The organism is Mycobacterium sp., assembly GCF_008709575.1.
Taxonomy (GTDB): domain Bacteria; phylum Actinomycetota; class Actinomycetes; order Mycobacteriales; family Mycobacteriaceae; genus Mycobacterium.
Genome location: NZ_VYIK01000452.1, coordinates 1 through 623, shown reverse-complemented (window position 1 = coordinate 623; position 623 = coordinate 1). Strand labels below are relative to the sequence as shown.

Below are 623 nucleotides of genomic sequence, written 5' to 3'. Positions count from 1 at the left end.
CGGCGTCCAGGAGAACCACACGAAACGAGCCTTTCACCGCGGGCAGATCGGCTCGGCCGCGCTGGTCTCGCTCGCGCACGGCACCAACGACGCCCAGAAGACGATGGGGGTGATCTTCTTGGCGCTGATGTCCTACGGTGCGGTCGGCAAGACCGCCGCCTTGCCACCGATGTGGGTCATCGTGTGCTGTGCCGCGGCGATGGCCGCGGGCACGTATTACGGGGGCTGGCGCATCATCCGCACGATGGGCAAGGGCCTCGTCGACATCGAACCACCGCAGGGCATGGCGGCCCAGTCCTCATCGGCCACGGTGATCTTGTTGTCGGCGAGCTTCGGTTATGCGCTGTCCACCACACAGGTCGTGACCGGCTCTGCTCGGCAGCGGCGTCGGCAAACCCGGCGCCGAGGTGCGGTGGACGGTTGCCGGCCGGATGGCGACCGCCTGGCTGGTGACATTGCCGCTGGCCGGCGCCATCGGAGCGACCACTTTTTGGCTGGTGCACGGCATCGGCGGCTACCCGGGCGTGGCCGTCGGCTTCGCTATGCTGGCCGCGGTGTCGGCGGCGATCTGGCTGCATTCGCGCAAGGCGCCAGTCGACCACACCAACGTCAATGCCGAGTGG

Annotated in this window: 1 pseudogene; it reads left to right on the top strand. The window is 68.2% G+C overall.

Annotated features, from left to right (window positions below):
• Positions 1-623: pseudogene (locus tag F6Q13_RS19540) on the top strand (anion permease); the annotation flags it as partial.